We start from the raw sequence: 22,729 nt of genomic DNA on the forward strand, positions 1-22,729 counted from the left end.
AAACTGTTCCACGGGTTATTCTCCGTCTGCTGCGGGGATGGCCACCCGCTGATACTGGGCCTGAATGCGGTCTTGAACGCGGTTGTCCACCGCCTCTTTGGCAAGTCGAATAGCGTTAAACACCGAGGGCGCCTGGGAGCTGCCGTGGCTAATCACCGTCACCCCAGCTACACCCAGTAATAGGCCACCGCCGTGCTCGGCGTGGTCGACCCGCTGCTTAATGCGACGCAGGTTAGGTTTGAGGATTGACGCCCCAATCTTGCCGCGAACGCCCTGGGGCAGCTCTTCTCGCAAAATTTGCAGCACCGACTCACCCACCGCTTCGGCAAATTTGAGTAGCACGTTGCCCACAAAACCGTCGCAGACCACCACATCAAACTGGCCAGAGAGAATATCGCGTCCCTCAGCATTTCCCGCGAAGGGAATGTTGGGGTTTTCTTCAAACAGTTGATGAGCCTTTAAGGCCAAGTCGTTGCCTTTGCAGGGTTCTTCGCCAATGTTGATTAGCCCAACACGGGGGGTATCGACTCCCAGCACGTAGCGGGAATAGATGGTGCCCATGATGGCGAACTGTTCTAGATACTTGGGGCGGCAGTCAACATTTGCTCCCACGTCTAAAATCAGCACCGATTTGTTGGCGACTACGGTGGGAAACACGGCCCCGATCGCCGGTCGGTCAATACCCTTCAATCGCCCCAAACGCAGCAGGGCGGCAGCCATCGCTGCCCCAGAGTGCCCTGCAGACACCACTGCATCGGCCTCATTGCGTTTGACCAAGTCCATTGCCACGTTGATGGAGGCTTGGGGCTTTTTGCGCAGGGCGCTCAGCGGCTCTTCGTGCATTTCGATGCTGCCCTCGGCGGGCACTAGCTCAATGCCCACCAGCTGCTCCGGACTAGCCGTAGACGCCTTGATTTGGTCAACATCGCCGACTAAAGCGACATCGACATCTAGCTCGGCCTTGGCGCGAATGGCACCTGCAACGATCTCGCCTGGGGCGAAGTCTCCCCCCATGGCATCAATGGCAATGCGTGCCCGGTTAAAACCCATCTGCTAAATCTGTTAAAAACCTGAGCAAATTCTAGCAGACTACCCTACCGACTATTCTTCGCCGGGCTCCACTATCCGCTGAAACAGGTAGCCGGTACCCCGAGCGGTGAGAATCAGCTCTGGGTTGCTAGGGTCGTCTTCGAGCTTGGCCCGCAAGCGAGAGATGTGCACATCGACCACGCGGGTATCAACGTGACGCTCGGGTGTGTAGCCCCATACTTCCTGCAAAATTTCGGAGCGGGAAAAGGGCTCTCCGGAGCGGCTAACCAGCAGCTCAAGCAGGCTGAACTCCATGCCAGTGAGGCGAATGCGCTCGTCGCCTTTGTACACCTGGCGCTTGTTGGTGTCGATGCGAATGGTGTTGACAGAGATGACGCCAGAGCTGGGAATGCCAGTCATACCGGTTTTGTCGACCCGGCGTAGCACGGAGCGAATGCGGGCCTCTAGTTCTTTGGGAGAGAAGGGTTTGACTACGTAGTCGTCGGCCCCAAGCTCTAGGCCGGTGATGCGATCGGCCACATCGCCCAGGGCGGTAAGCATAATAATAGGAATATCAGACTCTTTGCGTAGCTCTTGGCAGACGCCGTAGCCGTCGAGCTTGGGCATCATCACATCGAGCACAACCAGGTCAGGAGCGGCGTTGCGAAAGGTTTCTAGGGCTTCTTCGCCATCGGCGGCGGTGACAACGTCATAGCCAATCATCGATAGACGAGTCTCGAGAATTCGCCGAATGCTGGCCTCATCGTCGACCACTAGAATTTTTTCTTTGTTGTTTTCCAAGGCTTTCAAGGCTCCCTACATAACGTCATATTCTATAAACAATCGCAACGTTTAATGATTAACTTTTGAAAGCTAATTAGTTGATTAAGCTAAACAACCGTGGGCACCGCCACAGCAGCCCTCTCAAACGCTGCCGAAGCAGAACCTACGACGTTTGATTATTCTATGTGTATTGATTCATGCTGCATGCGTGGAACATCTGTGCTTCAGGCTTTTTTAAGGTTTATTGCGCAGCAGCAGCCGTGTTTTGGAGCCAAGTATCGCCCTGAATAATCGGCGGGGCAAGGGTAGTGATGGCTAAATCTCGTTCAATTTTTGTTTGCAATGAATGCGGAGCTGAGTCGCCTCAGTACTTTGGCCGCTGCCCCGTGTGCAACAGCTGGAATGCTCTGGTGGAGCAGGCTCAGCCTGCTAAGGAGACGACCGCTCGGGCCTCTGCTTTAAGCCGTAGTCGGGGCGGGTCAACGACGGCTAAGGCCAGTCAGCCACGTCTGGCGATGACCCTTAACCAGATTCAAGACCATCCTCAGGCGCGTCTGCCCTCGGGCTATGGGGAGCTTGACCGAGTGCTGGGCGGTGGCATTGTGCCGGGGTCGCTGGTGCTGCTGGGGGGTGACCCCGGTATTGGCAAATCTACCCTGCTGCTCCAGGTGGCGAACCAGCTAGCAGCGCGGCAGCGGGTGCTGTACGTGTGCGCGGAGGAGTCGGGTCAGCAGGTGAAGCTGCGGTGGCAGCGGCTAGGGCCGGTGGGGAGTATTGAGGTAGGGAGTAGGGGGGAGCATCCTAAAGGGAAGAAGGGAAACGGGAAGCGGGAAGAAATACAAGAAGAGGCGGAGCTGGAGGAGTTTGAGCCAGCTGGGTTGGAGGCAGTGGATTCGCAGTTGTTTTTGCTGCCGGAGATTGACCTAGAGACTATTTTGATGGAGCTAGAGTCGCTGAAGCCGACGGTGGCGATTATCGACAGTATTCAAGCGTTGTACTATGCGGCGCTGACGTCGGCACCGGGGTCGGTGTCGCAGGTGCGGGAATGTACGTCGGCGCTGATGCAGTTGGCGAAGCGGGCGAATATTTCTCTGTTTATCGTGGGTCACGTGACGAAGGAGGGGGCGATCGCAGGTCCCAAAGTGCTCGAACACCTAGTTGATACGGTGCTGTACTTTGAGGGCGATCGCTTTGCCAGTCACCGACTGCTCAGGTCGGTCAAAAACCGGTTTGGCGCCACCCACGAGCTGGGCGTGTTTGAAATGGTCGATCGCGGCCTGGCAGAGATTAGCAACCCCTCGGCGCTATTTCTGGGCAACCGGGACGAGCAGGTGCCGGGTATTGCCACCATCGTCGCCTGCGAGGGCACTCGGCCCCTGGTGGTGGAACTGCAATCGCTAGTCAGCCCCACCAGCTACAGCTCGCCCCGGCGCTCAACAACCGGGGTGGAGTACAACCGGCTGCTGCAAATCTTGGCGGTGCTAGAGAAGCGGGTGGGCATTCCTCTGTCTAAGCTAGATGCCTACGTGGCATCGTCCGGCGGGCTGGCAGTGGGGGAACCGGCGGCGGATCTGGGCATTGCGATTTCGGTGGTGGCCAGCTTTCGCGATCGCCTCGTCGATCCAGAACTCGTGCTGATTGGCGAAGTGGGTTTAGGCGGGCAGGTGCGGCCGATTTCTCAGCTAGAGCTGCGGCTGAAGGAGGCGGCGAAGCTGGGCTTTAAGCGGGCGATCGTGCCTAAAGGACAATCGGTAAAAGTAGACGGGCTGGAGATTGTTGAGGTGTCGCGGGTGGTGGATGCGATCGCTCACGCGCTGAAGGGGAGTGGGTGACGGATATGCCTGTCGAACTGTGGACGTAGCGACAGTACCGAGAAGACTAAAATAATGTAAAGAACCTTAAATACCGCCCTTGGAGGTGCGCTATGACCCCTAACGTCGAAATTTACACCTGGAGCAGCTGCCCCTTTTGCATTCGTGCCAAGCGACTGCTTGATCAAAAGGGCATTGCTTACACCGAGTACTGCATTGATGGTGATGAAGCCGCTCGCAGCAAAATGTCTCAACGGGCTAACGGGCGGCGATCGCTGCCGCAAATCTTTATCAACGACCACCACGTGGGTGGCTGCGATGACCTTTTTGCTCTAGACGCTAAAAACGGTGTCGAGCCTTTGCTAGCTGGTTCTCCTGCTTAATATTGCTGACGCAGATAGAACCCAAGGTTTTAGTTCTACAAAAAAGCCCTAGCCTGCGCAGGCTGGGGCTTTTTTTAAGGGTCGATTTATATAGGATTAGCTGTGAGCAGCGGTCTCAGCGTGGCTCTTGGCCTTGCTGTCGTGGCCGTTAAGATGGCCGTTTTGGTTGGGCTTGCGGGGTTGAATGAGCCCATAGCCGCCGTGGTTGCGCTCGTAAATCACGTTGATTTCCTCAGTTTCTGCATTGAGGAACATATAAAAATCGTGATCGATGACCGCTAGTTGCTCCAGTGCCTCTGTCACAGACATGGGCGACATAGCGAAGTACTTAGTGCGAATCACCTCTTCAGGAAGCTGGGGCTCGCTAGTATTGAGCACGTGGGTGACATCGGTCAGCGGCGCTTCATTCAGGTAGGCCTCGGTCGTTTTGCCCAAACTGCCCTGCATGCGAGTGTTGCGCTTTTCTTTAAACTTGCGCAGTTGGCGGCTAATTTTGTCGGCTACTAGGTCGATGCTGGCGTAGAGATTTTCGCTGCTTTCTTCGGCTCTAACAACGGCTCCGTCTACGAATAGGGTAACTTCAGCGGCTTGATTGGCCCCAATTCTGGGGTTCTTGGCTACGGATAGATGGACATCAACCTCGTTGGTGAGGTGTTTGAAGTGACTCACCGCCTTGAGGATTTTTTGCTCTACATGCTCCCGAATCGCGTCTGTGATCTCAATATTTCTGCCATGGATTACCAGCTTCATAAAGCGGACTCCTTGATACGTCGGCTTGGTTTCACCCTAACACCTTGTATTCTGCACAACAGCGTCCGTTAGAATCCTTTGCATGGGTTGATAATTCTTGATTGCAAAACCCAGGAAAAATGGGCTATTCCCGCTGATTTACGCTTGACAGGAATGAATCAAAACCACGGGGAATCAACGCCCGGCTGCGATATTTACGAGCTGGGGGTCATGCCCTTTACAGAAGCTTGGGCGTTGCAAAAGACATTAGTAGAGCGCCACCGGGAGCACTCTCAGCCCGATTGCCTGCTCTTGGTCGAGCATTCCGGTGTCTATACCTTGGGCCAGGGCTCAACCCTAGACCACCTCAAGCTCCCGGCTGAGGAATTGCCTTATCCGCTGTTTCGTATTGAGCGGGGGGGCGAGGTCACTCACCACTGCCCCGGTCAGCTAGTGGGCTATCCCATTCTCAACCTGAAACGGCACCAGCCCGATTTGCACTGGTATTTGCGCCAGCTGGAGGAAGTGCTGATTCAAACGCTGGCCCAGTTTGGCGTGAGCGCAGGGCGGCAGGTTGGGCTAACCGGAGTATGGGTGGGCAACACTAAGCTGGCAGCGATCGGCATTAAGGTGAGCCGCTGGGTGACGATGCACGGCTTTGCGCTCAATGTATGTCCCGATTTGAGTGGGTTTGAGGCGATCGTGCCCTGTGGCATTGCCGACAAATCGGTGGGTAGCCTGGCCCAATTTTGCCCAGGCATTACGGTGGAGTCGGTGCGACCCGTCGTGGTCACTCGCTTTGCTCAGGTGTTTGGGGTAAAGCCCGTCATACAGAATGTCGCCCGACTGGGCCTTTGAGCTCTTTGACCGCACAAATGCTGCACCGTCCCCAGCGCTTGAGTTCTCCCGTGGGGCAGTGGCAGTGACACTGGGGGCAGAGGGGCTGCTGGGCCGCCAGCTGTTGGGTCAGGCCCGCCCAGCGCTCAAAGCTCTCTTCGGCTGTTTCGGGCCGCTGGGGCGATCGCGGGATGGCTCGAGGTTCATAGCTGGGATGCTGCCGCAGCCACTCAGGTAGTTCTGAGGCAGCCGAGGTCGTAGTGGTTTTACCGAACTTATTTTGTCGATACCAGTCGCCGCTTGAAAAGCGAATGTCGCTGAGGTGGAGGTGGAGGCGATCGTTGAGCTTGGCCAAAATTCGCCGCCGCTCTAGCGTCAGGGTTTGAGCCCACATGGGGTTGACTACCGCAACGTGCAGCACGTCTTGATCGAGCCGCACGGGGGCGGCCTGACGGGCTACCCCATCGCCTACGACGGCGGCCCAACTGTTGAGCACCTGGCGAAAATGGCCCCGACTGCGCCAGCGAGGCTGCTGTTCAAAGTGGTTAATGACGTTGTGGATAGAGTCGAGGGGCATGGGCGATCGCAAGTTGCGCTGTTATTTAGAGGGAATAACCACCAAATCTCTACTGAGGAGAGCGATGTCCATCTCGTCACCTGCTCGCTCTACCCGGAATGAATTTAGCTTAGCCTGCCTGCGCTGAATCATTGCCGCTGCTGCATAGGCGGCTCGGCAATTTTAGGAAACACAGATTACCCTAAATGAGGGCCTTTCGACTTTGGGGCCAGCTCTCAATCGCCGCATAATATAATTTACTCCTGACCCATGGCTTCCATTCTTGACCCGCCCATTTTGACCAAAGTCGCCAAAATGAAGGAGCGGGTTTGCTGGCAGCATCCGATGTTAATGCAGCGCCGCATCGACCAGACTCGGCTGATTTTGGAGGACGGTCGCAGCGATGACAGAGAGTTCTCGTTTTTGGTGATTGGCGATAGCGGCTCTGGTCCTCACCCCGACCATCACCCCCAGCGGCGCATTGCCAAGCAAATGCTTCCCCATCTGCAAGACTGCCGCTTTTTGCTGCACACGGGCGATGTGGTCTATCAGGTGGGCTCTAGCGAGCAATATCCAGAAAATTTCATTAAGCCCTACCGGGAATGGCTAGTGGGGGGCGATCGCCCCGATCGCATCGCCTTTGACGACATGGTGTTTCAGTTCCCGTTTTTGGCGGTGCCGGGCAACCACGACTATTACAACTTGCCCCGGCTCTACAGCATTTTGGTGCAGCTGTCCCGGCCCGTGCGTAAGCTGCTAGGGCTTAACCTCAATCCCAATGTGGGCTGGCACGGTTCTGGCATAGGCGATGCCTATGCCCGCGCTTTTTTAGATTACTTAAAAACGCTGTCGGATGAAGATCTAGATGCTCACCTCGAGCGCCACTATGGCCCTTGGGGCGAGAAAACCCTGGGGCTGCGCTACCAGCCGGGAGAGTTTACTCGGCTGCCCAACCGCTACTACACCTTTCGCTACGGCGGCATCGACTTTTTTGCCCTCGACAGCAGCACCTTTAACGACCCGGCCCTGTCGCCTCAGCGGGCCTCAAATGCGGCCTATCGAGGCCGGTTGCTGGCCCAGCGAGAGGCAATTCAGCGTCAGCAGCAGGAGGTGCGAGACGAAGCCATGCACCTACAGCGCACCGACCCCCATGCCCAGGAGCGCTTAGACGACCTTCAAGCCAAGATAGAGCAGATGGAGGAAATGCTGCTCGATATCGAAAAGCAGGTGCACCCTCGACCCACCACGCTGGTCGATACCGAGCAGCTGCTATGGCTGCGGGACGGGCTAATTGCCTCTTGGCAGGATAAGGCGGTACGAGGCCGCATTCTTTTCTTTCACCACCCGCCCTACGTGACTGAGAACACCAAGTGGGGCCAGGGGCAGACGATGGCCATTCGCCAGAATCTGCGCTGGGTGCTCGACCAGGTGGCGGCGGCGGTGCCTGAAATTGGCACAAATCGCCCCCCAGTTAACCTGGTGCTCAACGGCCACGCCCATTGTTTTGAATATCTCAGAACCGAGGCCACGGGCTACGCCGACAGCCACATGAATTATTTAGTCTGCGGTGGCAGCGGTCTGAGCCTACGACGGCAACGACCGGAGGGCACCATGCTCTACGAACCCCTGGGGGCCGACCCCGATGGGCAAATGGAGTTTAAGCTGGTGGCAAAATCGCAGTTGTATAAAGGCCTAACCGGCCACAAAGCCGAGCGACGGCGACCTTACTCCTTTGTGCGCATCGATGTCACCCAGGATGAGGTGCCCCAATTTATTGTGACGCCCCACATTTCGGAGCGATCGCACCAGAGCTGGGAGGACTACGCGCTGGATCCGCTTGTGCTGGAGTAGGTGAGTAGATGGAGCGTTGGGAAGAGATTCTGCGGTTTTGGTTTGGCGATTCAGAAGATCCGGCTAGCGAGTACGGTCAGCAGCGCCGGGTCTGGTTCAAGAAAGACCCAGCGTTTGATGACACTATTCGACAGCGGTTTTTGACTGACTATGAGCAAGCTTCAACTGGTGCTCTGGCGACGTGGCGGCAGCAACCGCGATCGTGCCTTGCCTTGGTGATTCTGCTCGATCAGTTTCCTCGTAATCTGTTTCGGGGCAAGGCGCGCAGTTTTGCCAGCGATCGCGCTGCCCGAGACATCGCCAACTACGCCCTGACCCAGGGCTACGACCAGCAGGTTTTGCCAGTGGAGCGCATTTTCTTTTACTTACCACTGGAGCACAGCGAAAATCTAGCCGATCAGGAGCGGTCGGTGGAGTTGGTGCGATCGCTCCACGCTGCCCATCCTGAACTTGAGAATTTCCTTGACTATGCAGTGCGCCACCGAGACGTGATTGAGCGGTTTGGCCGGTTTCCCCACCGCAACGAGATTTTGGGGCGAGAGACAACGGCCGAGGAGGCAGAATTTTTGAAGCAGCCAGGGTCAAGATTCTAAAAAGTTTTGAATTTCGAGGTCTAAGTTTTGAGTTCGCCAATGAAAACTCAAAATTCAAAACTTACCTCTCACCCACCCAGCCGATATCCCTTGCCGTAGACCGTGTGAATAATTGGCGCGGTGCCTTTGGGCTCTATTTTGCGGCGCAGCAGGCGCATTTGGGCAGCGACCACGTTGCTGCTGGGGGCGTCTTGGTCATCCCAGACGCTTTGATAAATCTGCTCGTGGGTGAGCACCTGATTGGCGTGGCGTAGCAGGTAGGCCAGCAGGCGAGTTTCTTTTTCAGATAGTTCGACGGGCTGACCCTGGCGATGGGCCAGCTGGTTAGATTCATCTAGGGTGAGATCGTTGAAGGTGAGCCGGGGCTGGGGGGGCTCTAGATTGGGCGATCGCCGCAGCAGCGCCCGCACCCGCGCCAGCAGTTCGCGCAGCTCAAAGGGTTTGACCAAATAATCGTCGGCCCCAGCATCGAGACCATCAACGCGATCGTTGAGAGTATCTTTGGCCGTGAGAAAGAGCACGGGGGTGTTGTCTTGGCGCGATCGCACCTGCCGACAAATCTCTAACCCGCTCAGCCCCGGCAGCATCCAGTCGAGAATGAGCAAGTCGTAGCCGCCTTGGCCAGCTAGATCGCAGCCCGTCTCTCCGTTAGTAGCCACATCCACCTCGTAACCTTCCCGATTGAGCAAGCGACTCAGCGGGTCGGCGAGTTCTACTTCGTCGTCAACGAGCAGGATCTTCATTTTCCCTAAGATAGGCAACAGTGGTCTTTGCCCAAAGACACAACCTCATTATGGAGCTGACGCCAATGAGGAGTCTTGGGCCTAGCGCTAAGGCAGGCGAAAGCCATTCATCAGTTTAAGCTACGCCGGTGATGGACAATCTATCACCGGCAGTCGCGGATCGCCTGCTCCAAAATCGCCAGGCCTTCGTCTAGTTCCTCGTAGGTAACGGTTAACGGCGGGGCGATGCGCCACACACTGCCCATGCCAGGGAGAGCGGTGATGTTCATACTCAGCCCTAGTTCTAGACAGCGGCGGGTGATAGCGGCCCCGGTTTCTGGGTCAGGTTCACGGGTGGTGCGATCTTTAACCAGCTCTACCCCCAGCAGCAGCCCTCGACCGCGCACATCGCCGATCGCCTCGTAGCGATCCTTGAGCTTGAGCAATCCGTTCTTCAAGTAGGTCCCCATGGTTGCGGCTTGCTCCGTCAGATTTTGGCTGGTCAATACCCGCAGCACCGCTAGCCCTACCGCCGCAGGCATGGGGTCAGATACATGGGAGGTGTAGTAGATAAAGCCTTTCTCATAGCAATCGGCCTCGATCGCCTCGCTGGTCACGGTCGCCGCCAGGGGCAAGCCACCTCCCAGGGTTTTCGACAGGGTGAGAATGTCGGGCACCATGCCCAGTTGTTCAAAGGCAAAGAAGCTGCCCAGACGACCAAAGGCGGTTTGGGCTTCATCCAAAATTAGCAGCATGCTCCGCTCTTGGCAGTAGCCCTGCAACCGCTGAAAGTAGCCCTCGGGAGGCACGACCACACCCCCGGCGCTGAGCACTGGTTCTACAATCAGCGCGGCGTATGCCCCCACCGACTGGCTGTCAACTAAGTCAAACCCCACCTCTAGGCAGGTCATGTCGCACTGGTCTTGGCAGTGGCGAATGGGACAGCGGTAGCAGTTGGGCGTGGGCAGCGCTAGGTTGCCTGGGATGGCGGGGCCGTAGCCTTTGCGGGCCGACACAAAGGTGCTGGCGCTGGCTCCGGCGGTCATGCCGTGCCAGGAGGCGCTTAAGCCCACCACCTCAAAGCCGCCGGTGTGCAGTTTCGCCATGCGCAGGGCGGCTTCGTTGGCTTCGCTGCCGGTGTTGAGAAATAGGGCCTTTTGCAGGGTGGGGGGCAAGAGTTGGCAGAGGGAGTCGGCCAGTTCTATTACTGCTGGAGACAGCATGCCGCTGAACAGGTGCAGCACGTCTTCGCAGGCTTTGTGGATGGCCTGCACCACATCGGGATGGTTGTGGCCTAGAGTGGCGCACATCTGCCCAGAGGTAAAGTCGAGAATCTTGCGGCCCTGGCGATCGTAGAGATAGCTGCCCCGCGCCCGCTCGATCAGCATAGGAGCAAAGCTGCCCCCGTAGCGCACTAGGTGATGCTCAACGATGTCCCACATTTCCTCATCCGAGGGGACACTTGCCGTAGGGGGAGTTGCGCTGACGTCATGGGTAGAGTCGGGCATGGCGGATGGGGAGAAGGGGCATGTCTCCCTAGATTAGCGAGAATTTCATTTTGCTTGAAACTGCACCGCTAGTCAGCCCAACCCTTGGCCCGCTCGACGGCCTTTATCCACAGGGCAAAGTTTTCCTGCGCTGCGGCTTGGCCAGTACTGGGTTCAAACACGCGATCGATCGCGCGGCTCTCCACCAGAGTGCGATAGTCATCCCAAAAGCCGACCGCTAGGCCTGCGGCAAAGGCGGCTCCCTGGGCGGTGACGTCTAGCATCTGAGGCCGCTCAACGGGAATGCCCAACACGTCGGCCTGAAACTGCATGAGAAAGTCGTTGTTGCAGGCCCCGCCGTCGACCTTGAGCTGACTAATGGGGGTACCGGCATCCTGGTTGACGGCGTCGACGACTTCTTTGACTTCGTAGGCGATCGCCTCTAGCACCGCCCGCACCATGTGCTCTCGCTGAGTACCGCGAGTCAGACCCAGGAAGGCACCCCGAGCGTTCATGTCCCAATGGGGAGCACCGAGGCCACTGAGGGCGGGCACAAAGTAGACGCCGCCGTTGTCGCGAGCATTGCGGGCAAGAATTTCAGTCTCCGCCGCGCTGGAGATAATTTGCAGGCCATCGCGCAGCCACTGGATGCAGGCCCCAGCGGTAAACATGCTGCCCTCGATCGCATAGCCCAGATGGGGCCGCAGCGGATCGAGCGTTGCTTCAGACCAGGCCACGGTGGAGAGCAGATGGTGCTGCGATCGCGCCACCTCATCCCCCGTGTGGGAGACCAGGAACGCACCAGTGCCGTAGGTGCACTTGAGCAGGCCGGGGCGATCGCAGCCGTGGCCGTAGAGCGCCGCCTGCTGGTCGCCAAAAATTGCCGCGATGGGGATTTCGGCACCCCAAACAGTCGGATCTGTATGGCCAAACACCCCCACGCTGGGCTTAATTGCAGGCATGATCTGGGGCGGAATGCCAAATAAATCCAGCAGAGTGTCGTCCCACTGGCCGCTGGCAAGGTTGAGCAGCATGGTGCGGCTGGCATTGCTGTGATCGGTGGCATGGACCTGCCGCCCGGTGAGGTTCCACAGCACCCAGCTATCAATTGTGCCTGCCAGCACCTGGTCAAAATCAACCGGCGGATCCACCTCTTTCTTGGCCTGCTCTAGCAGCCAGGCTAGCTTGGTGGCGGAGAAGTAGGCGTCAAGGACTAGGCCGGTGCGATCGTAAATATCCTCCGCCTTTCCCTCATCTCGCAGCTGGTTGCACAGCGGTGCCGTGCGGCGATCTTGCCAGACGATCGCATTGGCGAGGGGGCGACCCGTGCGGCGATCCCACAGCAGGCAGGTTTCACGCTGCACTGTGAGGCCAATGGCGGCAATATCGGTGGGCTGGAGTCTGGCTTTGGTAAGGGCCGACTCTATGGCCCAGGCGATCGCATCCCAAATCTCGCGGGCGTCGTGCTCAACCCAGCCGGGCTGCGGGTAATACTGGGTGAGTTCGCGGTAGGCTTGACCGGCGATCGCCCCCTCCTGGTTAAAGATGATCGCTCGGTTGCCGGTGGTGCCCAAATCTAGGGCCATGATGTAGTTGGCAGTCATCTAGAACTCTCATTGATGGTCTCAGCTGTACCCACGACGCTACCGGTAGCGGTGTCTTTCATCATGCTATTAAACTTGGGCTTTCGGCCTTAACCACTCGAAAGTACGGTATCCCCCTCCCCCGCTAAGTGGGCAGTTGTGGAACAATTTTGATCAATCGACGGGATACTACCCCCCGCTGTTGTGCGTCGAATTTGCTTTATGAGGTCTGCTCCCTTGAAACAAGGACTCTGGATACCCCTAAGACGGCTGCTGGCCATGATCGCTGCGGCGGTGATGATGTTCAGTGGCGCGATCGCATCTCCGGCTGAAGCCCAGTCGGCGGCAGCAGCGGCGATCGGCAACGAAAGTTTTGTGGCGGCGGCTGTGCGCCAGGTTGGCCCAGCGGTAGTTCGCATTGACACCGAAAAAACGATCACTCGCCAGACACGGGATCCGTTTTATGACGATCCCCTTTTGCGCGACTTCTTCGGCGGTATGCCGCGTCAGCCCCAAGAAGAACTGTTGCGGGGCCAGGGTTCAGGGTTCATCATCGACGACACCGGCAATATCTTGACCAACGCCCACGTGATCAACGGTGCTGATCGGGTGGTGGTTACCCTCAAGGATGGCCGCAGCTTTGATGCCGTGGTGGAAGGGGTAGACGAAGTCACCGACCTGGCCGTGGTCAAAATTGATGATGGCGAAGACGATGTGCTACCCATCGCCACCCTGGGTGACTCTGACCAGATTGAAGTGGGTGACTGGGCGATCGCCGTTGGCAACCCCCTCGGCCTCGACAACACCGTCACCCTCGGCATCGTCAGCACTCTCAAGCGCACCAGCAGCTCCGTAGGTATTCCCGGCAAGCGGCTAGAGTTTATTCAGACCGATGCCGCCATTAACCCCGGCAACTCAGGTGGGCCGCTGGTCAACCAGCGGGGCGAAGTGATCGGCATCAATACCGCCATTCGTGCCGACGCCATGGGCATTGGCTTTGCCATTCCCATCAACAAGGCCAAAGAAGTTAAAGACATGCTGGCTCGGGGCGAAACGGTTGCCCACCCCTACATTGGCGTGCAAATTGCCAACCTCACCCCTGAGCAGGCCAAGCGCAGTAACGAAGACATCAACTCGGGCATGTATCTCCCCGAAGTCAATGGCGTCCTTATCATTCGCGTGCTCGAAGGCACCCCTGCCGCCGATGCCGGTCTGCGTCGTGGCGATGTGATTTTGCAGGTCAACGGTGTCCCCATTCGCAGCGCCGATGGGTTGCAAATTCAGGTTGAAAATACCCGGATTGGCGATGCGTTGGAGCTTAAGATTCAGCGGGGCGATCGCCCCCTGACGGTGCAGGTCAAAACCGCTGAGCTTCACGAGCAGGCTAGTTAACACTACCCATTTACCCTTTTACCTATCCCTTGAATTAGGAGACTTTTCATGCATTCCACTGAAGACATCGGTACCCGCAAAATTCTTTCTGCCGTTAGCCACGGCTCAATTTTCTTTAACACTCTAGTCGTGTCTGTTGGCGTTCCTATCGCCATTCTGCTGATTTCTAATGACTCAGTCGTTAAAGAAAACGCTAAGGAAGCCATAAACTTCCACCTAAATATATGGTTTTGGAAGGTAGTCGCAGGAATTTTGGCCTGGGTGCTGATCGGCATTCCGCTGTTGTTGGTTGTGTTTCTTGTGGACTTGATTATGCCTATCTTTGGCATCTTCCACAGCATCACCAACCCCAACACAGCATTCCGATATCCCCTCATTCTGCGCCTGTTTTAGGGGCTGTGATCGATTAACTGCTGCTGGCTCAAGAATCAGCGGTTCCAGTCCCTAAACCTTTTGGGGGTGGGCGTGGCAACGCTAACGTAAAGAGGATTGTAGTGAGAATTGATGATAGGCCTAAGAGGGCGTTTGAGAGGTAATTTGCTGTAGCTTTAGCCACCTACCGATCCCCCTAAATCCTCCTCAGAAAGAGGGATTTAGGGGGATTCCCACTTTTGCTACGACATGGAATTTTTCAAACACCCTCTAACATATTGTTCACAGAGTTCTCCATGGCCTAGGGTGCGGTTCAAAAACACGGTGGACTTAGCTACGTCAATCTAAGGTAGTCTGCCGCTCTACCCAGTCCAGCGCGCGGTTCCACGCCCACCAGGGGTCGCTATCTCCGGCTTGGCGTTGTCCGGCGCTGCCGTTGTAGTAGCCCACGTGGCCACCGTAGTCAGTGAGCATCAAGTCGATCTTGGGGTTGGCCGCACAGACCTTCTTTAGGTCGGGGATGATCTCTGGGCTAAACAGCGGGTCATCGGCAGCGTAGAGAATCAGCGTCGGAGTCGTTAGATCGGCCATGAAGGGCAGCGGGCTGCTGGCGTTGTAGTAGTCTTCGACTGAAGCAAACCCCAGGCGGGGAATCACTAGTTCGTGGTCAAAGCCCCAGATGCTGTTGGCGCGATCGATCGCAGCTAGGTCAAAGTGGTCGGGGTGAGCCTCGTAAAGGCGTTGGGCTAGGCGCTTGAGTTCTTGGGCGATCGATCGCTCTAAAAACTTGCCTAGCGGATCGGCAGTCAAGTAGCGTAGCGATCGGTTGGAGTCGAGGCTGGGGCAGATCACCACTACTCCGGCAATATCTCCCGGTGCTAAACCACTGTCGGATGGCAGCTGCATGGCTGCTTTCGCCCCCCACAGTGCCAGTTGCCCGCTGAGGGAATAGCCCATAAACCAGAAGGGTGGCGCACAGCCAAGCGCCTTTGCTTGGGCCGCCAGAGCCACATAATCCTCCCCTTCATAGATGCCATCGGAGGTGAGGGTGGGCGAAAGGTCTGCGGTTTTGCCGTGGGCGCGCCAGTCAAACACCACCAGGCCATAGCCTTGATGGTGGGCTTTGCGGCCCAAAATCTCGAGCTGCCACTGGTCGTCGAGGCTGCCGGTAATGCCGTAGGTGGCGACAATGGTGCCCTTTGACCGCTCGGGTACCGTCCAGCGACCAAAAATCGGCACATCCCCCTGGCCTGTGAAGATATGGTCTTGGTAGGTGACGGGCGGCAGGTCAATGCTCTGGGGCCAGGTTTGGCTCGACACCAGGGTGGTGTAGAGGGTCATGGCCAAACCATTTTGCAAAAACCAGGGGGGCACAAAGGGAGGCATAGGTTCGTGCTAATACTGCCTTCAGCATTCCAGAGAACCCGTTGCAGCACCATCCCCCTGCTGGAGAAAAATGTACTATGGCGGTGGCGACGCAGCTGAGGAATGGGTGATGGCGACCCCCAGGGTTGAGAGCGATGTAGTGCGAGTCGGCATGGTCGGCACGGGCTTTGTAGCGCGGCTGCGGGCCGATGCGCTACGGGCGAGCGATCGCGCCTCCCTGGTCGCCGTGGCCGGCCACAACACCGCCGATACCCAAGCCTTTGCCGCGCAGTACAACGCCGTCGCCGTAGACAACTGGCAAACCCTAGTCGATCGCTCTGACCTAGATCTGATCGTGGTCTGCCACATCAACCGCGACCACAGTACCGTGGCTGCCGCTGCCCTCGAGGCCAACCACCATGTGGTGGTGGAATATCCCCTGGCGCTGAGTGCCGACGAGGCTCAGCTGCTGCTTACCCTGGCCAAGGCCAAGCAGCGCCTGCTGCATGTCGAACACATCGAGCTGTTGGGGGGCACCCATCTGGCGGCGAAAGCTAGTTTGGAGGCGATCGGTCAGCCCTTCTACGCCCGCTACTGCACCTTAGCCCCTCGCCGCCCTGCTCCTACCACCTGGACCTATTGCCCTGAGCTGTTTGGCTTTCCGTTGGTGGGGGCACTGTCGCGCCTACACCGGCTGATCGACTGCTTTGGGCCAGTGGCGCGGGTCTACTGTCAAAACCACTACAGTGACCTCGCCCCTGGCCCCGAAGGTCTGACCTGCTACGCCACCTGCCTCTGCACCGCCCAGCTCACCTTCACCTCAGGGCTGATCGCAGAGGTGACCTATGGCAAAGGTGAGGCTCTGTGGCAGACGACGCGGCGGCTAGAGGTGATTGGCAGCGACGGCTCGCTTTGCCTAGACGGTGACCAGGGTGCTCTGACCGACGCCCAAGGTACCCGCGCTATAGAGGTCGGCTCTCGCCGAGGGCTGTTTGCGGCTGACACCGCCCAGGTGATCGAGCATTTGCTAACCGGGCAGACACTATACTGCACACCCGAGGCCAGCCTCTACACCTTGCAGGTGGCGTCGGCTGCCCAGCGATCGGCGGCGACGGGGCGGGTGGTCGACGTTGCTGCGCCTAGGCCTGCACCGTATAGCCCGCCTTCTGAATCGCCTCGGTAAGTGCCTCGGCGGTCACGCTGGCGGTAATGTCTACCGCCTTAGACGCGAGGTCGGTTTTGACCTCGGCGCTGGGGTCAACGGCCTGCACGGCTTGGGTAATGGTGCTAACGCAGGCTCCGCAAGCCATATCGGGCACGGTCACAGAAAGGGTGGTCATAGGGATTGGTGTGGGAAATTAAGGACTCAATCACTGTAGGCCATGGATATCGGCACGGGCACGATCGCTTTTGATCTGCTGGAGCGATCGCCGTTCCCTGCCTACATGTGAAAGTCTCTGCTGACCTTCGGCCTCAACTGAATTGGGTCTAACAGGAAGGGCTGTTACACTGCCATTCTCCCCACTCGGTTGACAGCAGCGCTAAGGTTGATCAAATGATTTGGTAGCGTTGATTCTAAGGGGCTAACGCCCTTGGAATCACAGGTCAGCAAATGGGAGCGACAACTATTATGACCGTATGTGAGTACAGGCCCGGTTTAGAGGGTGTACCGGCCACCCAGTCGAGCATTAGCTATGTGGATGGCCAGGCGGGAATTCTGGAGTATCGCGGCATTCCCATTGAAGAGTTAGCCCAGCGGGGCACCTTTCTCGAAACGGCCTACCTGTTGATCTGGGGCGGGCTGCCCTCCAAGCAGGAGCTGGAGGCTTTTGAACACGAAATTTGCTACCACCGCCGCCTCAAGTACCGCGTCCGCGACATGATGAAGTGCTTCCCCGAGAGCGGCCACCCGATGGATGCCCTGCAAGCCTGTGCGGCCGCTTTGGGCTTGTTCTACTCTCGCCGAGCGCTGGATAACCCTGTCTACATTCAACAGGCGGTGGTGCGGCTGCTGGCCAAAATTCCCACCATGGTGGCGGCGTTTCAGCTGATGCGCAAGGGCAATGACCCGGTGCAGCCTAGGGATGACCTCAACTACTCCGCTAACTTTCTCTACATGCTCAACGAGCGCGAGCCCGACCCTCTGGCGGCGCATATCTTTGATGTTTGCCTTACTCTCCACGCCGAGCACACCATCAACGCCTCGACCTTTTCGGCAATGGTGACGGCCTCGACGTTAACCGACCCCTACGCAGTGGTGGCCTCGGCGGTGGGCACCCTGGCAGGGCCGCTCCACGGCGGCGCCAACGAGGAGGTAATCGACATGTTGGAGGAGATCGGTTCGGTCGAAAACGTGCGCCCCTACGTGGAGCGCTGTATTGCCGAAAAGGCTAAAATTATGGGCTTTGGCCACCGGGTCTACAAGGTCAAAGACCCCCGTGCCACCATCTTGCAGGGGCTGGCTGAGCAGCTGTTTGCCAAGTTTGGTCAAGACGAGTACTACGCGATCGCTCTAGAGATGGAGCAGGTCGTTTCTGAAAAGCTCGGCGCCAAAGGTATTTACCCCAACGTTGACTTTTACTCGGGGCTGGTCTACCGCAAGCTGGGCATTCCGACCGATCTGTTTACGCCGATCTTTGCGATCGCTCGGGTGGCTGGCTGGCTGGCCCACTGGAAAGAGCAGCTGGGCGAAAACCGCATCTTTCGCCCTACCCAGATCTACACTGGCCCCCACGACCAGCCCTATGTTGATCTGGCCGACCGTCCCCACATCTGGGATAAGCAGGGTTTTTCGGTGTCTCTACCCTCCTGATAGGCCACTGATGGGTCAGACCCCCCTGGGCACTCTTCTCCCCTGCGCAGATTATTGATCTAGTGACGATTTTCAGGAACTCCTGCCCCTCTGGCGCTTGCGCTGGGGGGCTTTTGTTTGGGTGTGTGAGAGGTTTAAGGTGCAGGGTATAGGGTTTCAGGGGATTGGGAAGCGGGATTTTGAGTGCGGAACTATTTAGGACATCCCCGGAGCTTTATACCGTAAACCTTGAACCCTCCACCCCAGCCCCCACTGCTTACACCATTCCTTCAATACCCTCCCGCCAAAACTTCCTATGAATCCCACCCGTCTGGCTCGGTGGATGGGGGAAGATAACGGTAGAATCTAAAGTGTTTTCTCTCTGCCAGAGTTAACTGTACCGTTGCTAAGGACTGGCCCATGAATCAAGGAATTGACCTACAGGGTAGTTTTGTCACCGCCCTCGTCGACCTGGGACTGCCAGCTGGAGCGGCAAAGGCTCTGTGGTTGCCCTTGCCCATGGTGGTGATTCTGATTGGAGCCACGGTCAGCATTTTTGTGACGGTATGGCTAGAGCGTAAGATTTCTGCCGCCGCTCAGCAGCGGATTGGGCCTGAGTTTGCTGGACCCCTCGGTACTCTTCAGGCCGCTGCCGATGGCATCAAGCTGATCTTCAAAGAGGACATCACCCCCGCCAAGGCTGACCCGATTCTGTTTACGCTGGGGCCTGCGATCGTTGTGATCCCGGTGTTTTTGTCGTACCTGATTGTGCCCTTCGGCCAAAATCTGGTGATTACCGACATCGGCGTTGGCATCTTTCTATGGATTGCCCTCTCCAGCATTGCCCCCATTGGCCTGCTGATGTCGGGCTATTCCTCTAACAACAAGTACTCCCTGCTGGGGGGCTTGCGGGCAGCGGCACAGTCCATCAGCTACGAAATTCCCATGGCGCTGGCGGTGCTGGCCGTGGTGCTGATGTCAAACAGCCTGAGCACTATCGACATTGTCAATCAGCAGTCGGGCTATGGCATTTTGGGTTGGAATATCTGGCGACAGCCCGCCGGGTTCCTGATTTTTTGGATTGCGGCCCTGGCGGAGTGCGAGCGTCTGCCCTTTGACCTACCAGAGGCGGAGGAAGAGCTGGTGGCCGGCTACCAGACTGAATACACCGGCATGAAGTTTGGCCTGTTCTACGTAGGCTCCTACGTCAACCTGGTGCTGTCGGCGCTGATCGTCTCGATTTTGTATCTGGGCGGCTGGGAATCTCCCATCTCGGTGAGCTGGTTAGCCAGTTTGATTGGGGTCAGCGAAACTACCCCCTGGCTCCAGGTCATCACCGCTTCCCTCGGCATTGTGATGACCCTGTTCAAGGCCTACGCCCTGGTCTTCATTGCGGTGCTGCTGCGGTGGACCGTGCCCCGCGTTCGCATTGACCAACTGCTTGACTTTGGCTGGAAGTTTCTGCTGCCGGTAGCGTTGGTCAACCTGTTGCTGACTGCCGCCCTCAAGCTGGCGTTTCCGGTTGCCTTTGGTGGCTAGCTCAAAGCGCTTGCCCTACCCTGTAAATAGGTGGCTTCTGGTAGCTAGCCTCTGCTGAAAGCTCAACTACCCCACTGACAACCTGTACCACTGCGGAGATTTTCCCCATGCTGGGTTTTCTTAAACAAGTCGGCGATTATGCCAAAGAGAGCTTACAGGCGGCCAAATATATCGGTCAGGGGCTTTCTGTAACCTTTGACCACATGAGTCGCCGACCGGTGACGGTGCAGTACCCCTATGAGAAACTGATCCCCTCAGAGCGGTTTCGGGGACGCATTCACTTTGAGTTTGACAAGTGCATTGCCTGTGAGGTGTGTGTGCGGGTGTGCCCCATCAACCTGCCTGTAGTTGATTGGGAGTTTGATAAGGCGACTAAGAAAAAAGACCTGAAGCACTACAGTATTGACTTTGGGGTCTGCATTTTCTGCGGCAACTGCGTGGAGTATTGCCCCACCAACTGTCTGTCGATGACTGAAGAGTATGAGCTGGCTGTCTATGAGCGCCACGAACTGAACTACGACAACGTAGCCCTGGGTCGTTTGCCCTACAAGGTCACCCAAGACCCGATGGTCACTCCCCTGCGGGAGCTGGCCTACTTGCCCAAGGGCGTCATGGGTCCTCATGATCTGCCGGTCAACGCTCGACGGGCGGGCCAGATGCCCCAAGAAATTTTGGAGGCGGCTCAGAAAGAGGCTAAAGCGGCTGAAGGCGAAGCTCAGGCTAGCGAAGCCAAGCCTAAGGAGTAATGCACCCGTTAGGGTTACGTGGTACATTCGCCTAAGCTAAGACCACGGCTGCGATCGCTCAATTTTTACAGGAGTCAAAACTGTGACGCTAGCGGAAGGGGTACAACTCGTTGCCTTTGGCATCCTAGTTGCAATGACGCTGGGGGGTGCCCTGGGGGTCGTGCTGTTAGACAACATTGTCTATTCGGCGTTTTTGCTGGGGGGCGTATTTACCAGCATGTCGGGCCTTTACATCTTGCTCAATGCAGGGTTTGTGGCCGCCGCTCAGGTGCTGGTGTACGTGGGTGCCGTCAGCGTGCTTATTCTGTTTGGGATCATGCTGGTAAATAAGGAACAGCAGTTCACCCCCATGAAGCAAGCCTGGGTGGGCAAGGTTGCCACAGCCGGAGTTTGCGTCGGTCTATTTGCCCTGCTGACTACCTCAACCCTAAACACGCCCTGGGCTATTTCTACCGAGGTGCCCAAGGGTGAGATGGCCACTGTCGCCATTGGCATTCACTTTTTTACCGACTACCTGCTGCCCTTTGAGCTGGCCTCGGTGCTGCTGCTGATTGCGCTGATTGGGGCGATCGTGCTGGCCCGCCGCGAGTTGATTCCTGACATGGCTCCTGGGGATGCTTCTGAAGCATTGCAGCTACCGGAGCGGCCGCGCGAATTGGTGTCGTCGTCGGCAGGTCCAGAGTCAGAGAGCTAAACCTCTATTAGGCTGCTTTGGCGGGCTGAGAAACCCCTGACCAAAGCTCAAAACTGTTGTTAGGGATTGGAACGGATTCTTCTCAGCCATGCAACTAGAGTATTTTCTGCTTACTGCCGCTGCCCTATTCTGTATTGGCATCTATGGCTTGGTCAACAGCCGCAACGTGATTCGTGTGCTGATGTCTATTGAACTGATGCTAAATGCGGTCAACCTAAACCTGCTGGCATTTTCGAACTACCTCGACCCAGTGGGCATCAACGGTCAGGTGTTTGCGGTATTTGTCATTAGCATTGCGGCCGCAGAGGCGGCGGTAGGCCTGGCTATTGTGCTGTCGATCTACCGCAACCGTGACACAGTGGATATGGAGCAGTTCAACCTGCTCAAGTGGTAGGCCTGCCGAAGCGTAAGAATATCTGAATTGTAGAGGGGGTGGCATTGCTCTCTCTACAATTGTTTTAAAAGCACTGAGGTGTCGCTGTCTAGGGACGCTGGAGACGGTGTGCTCTCTCGCTCTGTACTGTCAACCCACGGCATTTTGTTGTGCAACTTGAGCAAGTCATCATTGTCCATAAGGCTGGTAATCGGCTGAGCCAAAAGTGGGCCGAGAAGTGCGCCCACCAGCTAGAGGCTCTGGGCAGCAAGGTCTTGCGCGGTCCCAGTGGGCCTAAGGACAATCCCTACCCGGTGTTTTTGGCCTCGGTGAGTCAGCCCATTGACCTGGCCATTGTGTTTGGCGGCGACGGCACGGCACTGACGGCAGCTCGCAATCTGGCCGCCGAGAATATTCCTATTCTGGCGGTCAACATTGGCGGTCATTTGGGGTTTTTGACCGAAAGCTCTGAAGAGATGGACGACACCGAGACGGTGTGGGAGCGGCTGATGAGCGATCGCTTTGCCGTTCAGCGCCGTATGATGCTGCAAGCCCGCATCTACGAAGGCCATCGCACCAACCTCGACCCGGTGAGCGAGGTCTACCTGGCCCTCAACGAAATGGCCATCAAGCCCGCCTCCCCCGATCGCATGATCACCTCCATGCTCGAAATGGAAATCGACGGCGAAGTGGTGGACCAATACCAGGGGGATGGTCTGCTGATTAGCACCCCCACTGGCTCGACCGGCTACACCGTGGCGGCGGGCGGCCCGATTATTCACCCCGGTATGGATGCGATCGTGGTGACGCCGATTTGCCCCCTGAGCTTGTCGAGCCGCCCGATTGTGCTGCCGCCGGGCTCAGTGGTCAGCGTGTGGCCCTTGGCTGACCCCGACCTCACTACCAAGCTGTGGACCGATGGGATATTGGGCACCGCCATCTGGCCAGGGCAGCGGGTGGATGTGCGCAGCGCTGAGGCCATGGCCCAGTTCATCATTCTGCGCCAGGACCACTCCTACTACGGTACTCTGCGCAACAAGCTCAACTGGGCCGGCACCCGCGTCAACTATGTGAACAACCATAGAAACTAGGG

Annotated in this window: 23 protein-coding genes; 14 read left to right on the forward strand and 9 right to left on the reverse strand. The window is 57.3% G+C overall.

Annotated features, from left to right (window positions below; genetic code table 11):
• Positions 1-15: 15 nt before the first annotated feature.
• Together plsX and rpaB are read right to left on the reverse strand one after the other, a co-directional pair.
• Positions 16-1,050: a phosphate acyltransferase PlsX gene (plsX, locus tag H6F59_RS06305; RefSeq protein WP_190696534.1), complete on the reverse strand. Its 1,035-nt coding sequence runs from the start codon at positions 1,048-1,050 to the stop codon at positions 16-18.
• Between the two features lie 51 nt (positions 1,051-1,101).
• Positions 1,102-1,830, reverse strand: a complete 729-nt coding sequence (rpaB, locus tag H6F59_RS06310) for a response regulator transcription factor RpaB (protein ID WP_026072530.1) — start codon at positions 1,828-1,830, stop codon at positions 1,102-1,104.
• Between the two features lie 293 nt (positions 1,831-2,123).
• Here rpaB and radA point away from each other — a divergent pair, with 293 nt between their 5' ends.
• Positions 2,124-3,644 carry a DNA repair protein RadA gene (radA, locus tag H6F59_RS06315; protein ID WP_190696536.1) on the forward strand — a complete coding sequence of 507 codons (1,521 nt, stop codon included), beginning with the start codon at positions 2,124-2,126 and terminating at the stop codon, positions 3,642-3,644.
• 92 nt (positions 3,645-3,736) lie between these two features.
• Positions 3,737-4,006, forward strand: coding sequence for a glutaredoxin 3 (gene grxC, locus H6F59_RS06320; RefSeq protein ID WP_190696538.1), 270 nt, complete (start codon positions 3,737-3,739; stop codon positions 4,004-4,006).
• A gap of 96 nt (positions 4,007-4,102) precedes the next feature.
• Here grxC and hpf read toward each other — a convergent pair whose 3' ends face one another.
• Positions 4,103-4,756, reverse strand: a complete 654-nt coding sequence (hpf, locus tag H6F59_RS06325) for a ribosome hibernation-promoting factor, HPF/YfiA family (RefSeq protein WP_190518439.1) — start codon at positions 4,754-4,756, stop codon at positions 4,103-4,105.
• A 153-nt stretch (positions 4,757-4,909) separates the two neighbouring features.
• Between hpf and lipB the strand changes: the two genes are divergently transcribed.
• Positions 4,910-5,593, forward strand: a complete 684-nt coding sequence (lipB, locus tag H6F59_RS06330) for a lipoyl(octanoyl) transferase LipB (RefSeq protein WP_190696539.1) — start codon at positions 4,910-4,912, stop codon at positions 5,591-5,593.
• On the opposite strand, the gene H6F59_RS06335 is transcribed toward lipB, so the two are convergent.
• Positions 5,562-6,149 (reverse strand): DciA family protein, encoded by a 588-nt coding sequence (locus tag H6F59_RS06335; protein ID WP_190696540.1) that lies wholly within the window; start codon positions 6,147-6,149, stop codon positions 5,562-5,564. The two genes, lipB and H6F59_RS06335, sit on opposite strands and share 32 nt — an antisense overlap.
• 249 nt (positions 6,150-6,398) lie before the next feature.
• Here H6F59_RS06335 and H6F59_RS06340 point away from each other — a divergent pair, with 249 nt between their 5' ends.
• Together H6F59_RS06340 and H6F59_RS06345 are read left to right on the forward strand one after the other, a co-directional pair.
• Positions 6,399-7,979 carry a metallophosphoesterase gene (locus tag H6F59_RS06340; protein ID WP_190696541.1) on the forward strand — a complete coding sequence of 527 codons (1,581 nt, stop codon included), beginning with the start codon at positions 6,399-6,401 and terminating at the stop codon, positions 7,977-7,979.
• A gap of 8 nt (positions 7,980-7,987) precedes the next feature.
• Positions 7,988-8,572, forward strand: a complete 585-nt coding sequence (locus H6F59_RS06345; protein ID WP_190696542.1) for a DUF924 family protein — start codon at positions 7,988-7,990, stop codon at positions 8,570-8,572.
• A gap of 68 nt (positions 8,573-8,640) precedes the next feature.
• Here H6F59_RS06345 and rppA read toward each other — a convergent pair whose 3' ends face one another.
• From rppA to glpK, 3 genes are all read right to left on the reverse strand, one after another.
• Positions 8,641-9,315: a two-component system response regulator RppA gene (gene rppA, locus H6F59_RS06350; RefSeq protein ID WP_190696544.1), complete on the reverse strand. Its 675-nt coding sequence runs from the start codon at positions 9,313-9,315 to the stop codon at positions 8,641-8,643.
• A gap of 143 nt (positions 9,316-9,458) precedes the next feature.
• Entirely contained in the window at positions 9,459-10,802 is a 1,344-nt protein-coding gene (locus tag H6F59_RS06355; protein ID WP_190696553.1) for an aspartate aminotransferase family protein, read from the reverse strand.
• A gap of 68 nt (positions 10,803-10,870) precedes the next feature.
• Positions 10,871-12,385, reverse strand: coding sequence for a glycerol kinase GlpK (gene glpK, locus H6F59_RS06360; protein ID WP_190696555.1), 1,515 nt, complete (start codon positions 12,383-12,385; stop codon positions 10,871-10,873).
• Between the two features lie 258 nt (positions 12,386-12,643).
• Here glpK and H6F59_RS06365 point away from each other — a divergent pair, with 258 nt between their 5' ends.
• Positions 12,644-13,756 (forward strand): HhoA/HhoB/HtrA family serine endopeptidase, encoded by a 1,113-nt coding sequence (locus H6F59_RS06365; protein ID WP_190518984.1) that lies wholly within the window; start codon positions 12,644-12,646, stop codon positions 13,754-13,756.
• Between the two features lie 48 nt (positions 13,757-13,804).
• Positions 13,805-14,149, forward strand: a complete 345-nt coding sequence (locus H6F59_RS06370; RefSeq protein WP_190696557.1) for a DUF4870 domain-containing protein — start codon at positions 13,805-13,807, stop codon at positions 14,147-14,149.
• Positions 14,150-14,467: 318 nt separating this feature from the next.
• Here the strand turns inward: H6F59_RS06370 and H6F59_RS06375 are convergent, their stop codons facing one another.
• Positions 14,468-15,514: a YheT family hydrolase gene (locus tag H6F59_RS06375; protein WP_190696559.1), complete on the reverse strand. Its 1,047-nt coding sequence runs from the start codon at positions 15,512-15,514 to the stop codon at positions 14,468-14,470.
• 70 nt (positions 15,515-15,584) lie between these two features.
• Between H6F59_RS06375 and H6F59_RS06380 the strand changes: the two genes are divergently transcribed.
• Positions 15,585-16,676, forward strand: a complete 1,092-nt coding sequence (locus tag H6F59_RS06380) for a Gfo/Idh/MocA family protein (RefSeq protein WP_242021287.1) — start codon at positions 15,585-15,587, stop codon at positions 16,674-16,676.
• On the opposite strand, the gene H6F59_RS06385 is transcribed toward H6F59_RS06380, so the two are convergent.
• Positions 16,633-16,833, reverse strand: a complete 201-nt coding sequence (locus H6F59_RS06385) for a heavy-metal-associated domain-containing protein (RefSeq protein ID WP_190696561.1) — start codon at positions 16,831-16,833, stop codon at positions 16,633-16,635. The genes H6F59_RS06380 and H6F59_RS06385 overlap by 44 nt on opposite strands.
• A gap of 290 nt (positions 16,834-17,123) precedes the next feature.
• On the opposite strand from H6F59_RS06385, the gene H6F59_RS06390 reads away from it, so the two are divergent.
• The 6 genes from H6F59_RS06390 to H6F59_RS06415 all read left to right on the forward strand — a co-directional run bounded on the left by H6F59_RS06390 (position 17,124) and on the right by H6F59_RS06415 (position 22,727).
• Positions 17,124-18,305: a citrate synthase gene (locus H6F59_RS06390; RefSeq protein ID WP_190518413.1), complete on the forward strand. Its 1,182-nt coding sequence runs from the start codon at positions 17,124-17,126 to the stop codon at positions 18,303-18,305.
• Between the two features lie 399 nt (positions 18,306-18,704).
• Positions 18,705-19,823 (forward strand): NADH-quinone oxidoreductase subunit NuoH, encoded by a 1,119-nt coding sequence (gene nuoH, locus H6F59_RS06395; protein ID WP_190696566.1) that lies wholly within the window; start codon positions 18,705-18,707, stop codon positions 19,821-19,823.
• 110 nt (positions 19,824-19,933) lie between these two features.
• Positions 19,934-20,569: an NAD(P)H-quinone oxidoreductase subunit I gene (gene ndhI, locus H6F59_RS06400; RefSeq protein ID WP_242021327.1), complete on the forward strand. Its 636-nt coding sequence runs from the start codon at positions 19,934-19,936 to the stop codon at positions 20,567-20,569.
• 82 nt (positions 20,570-20,651) lie between these two features.
• Positions 20,652-21,263, forward strand: a complete 612-nt coding sequence (locus tag H6F59_RS06405) for an NADH-quinone oxidoreductase subunit J (RefSeq protein WP_190696569.1) — start codon at positions 20,652-20,654, stop codon at positions 21,261-21,263.
• 88 nt (positions 21,264-21,351) lie between these two features.
• Entirely contained in the window at positions 21,352-21,657 is a 306-nt protein-coding gene (gene nuoK / locus H6F59_RS06410; protein WP_073606437.1) for an NADH-quinone oxidoreductase subunit NuoK, read from the forward strand.
• 149 nt (positions 21,658-21,806) lie between these two features.
• Positions 21,807-22,727, forward strand: coding sequence for an NAD(+) kinase (locus tag H6F59_RS06415; RefSeq protein WP_190696571.1), 921 nt, complete (start codon positions 21,807-21,809; stop codon positions 22,725-22,727).
• The last annotated feature ends 2 nt before the right edge of the window (positions 22,728-22,729 follow it).

It is taken from the genome of Nodosilinea sp. FACHB-141 (assembly GCF_014696135.1).
Classification (GTDB): Bacteria; Cyanobacteriota; Cyanobacteriia; order Phormidesmidales; family Phormidesmidaceae; genus Nodosilinea.